Source organism: Bacillus sp. BPN334, assembly GCF_008368885.1.
Lineage (GTDB): Bacteria > Bacillota > Bacilli > Bacillales > Bacillaceae_G > Bacillus_A > Bacillus_A wiedmannii.
Genome location: NZ_QOZW01000061.1, coordinates 1 through 503, shown reverse-complemented (window position 1 = coordinate 503; position 503 = coordinate 1). Strand labels below are relative to the sequence as shown.

At 37.2% G+C, this 503-nt stretch carries 1 protein-coding gene; it reads right to left on the bottom strand.

The features are described 5' to 3' along the window. Positions 1-194: 194 nt before the first annotated feature. A partial coding sequence (locus DN393_RS31205; RefSeq protein WP_304521064.1) for a nucleoside transporter C-terminal domain-containing protein occupies positions 195-503 on the bottom strand: 309 nt, incomplete at its 5' end.

Genomic DNA, 503 nt, shown 5'->3' with positions numbered 1-503 from the left:
ACCCATGTATGAATTTCAAAAAGGTTCTAGCATCTTCACCAGTTAATTGATCAATGTTCTCCATAATCTCATCAGACTCCCTTAAACTATCCCGTTCTTTCAACTTAATCCCCCTCTCTATATTATTTATCATACCAAAATAAAAAAGTCGTTCATCCCTCTAGGCGAGAGATAAACGACTTCGTTTGTTTTTATTAAAGCATAACCCCAACGATAATCGCTGATAATATACTTACTAACGTTGCACCGTATACAAGTTTTAATCCGAATGAAGATACAACGTTTGCTTGTTTGCCATCGATACTCTTCGTTGCACCTGCGATAATTCCGATTGATGAGAAATTCGCAAATGATACAAGGAAGATAGATAAAATACCTACTGTACGAGCTGATAAATCACCAGCTACTTTTCCAAGGTCAAGCATTGCAACAAATTCGTTCGTTACTAATTTCGTTGCCATAATTTGTCCTGCCGTTAGCATCTCAGATGTTGGGATACCCAT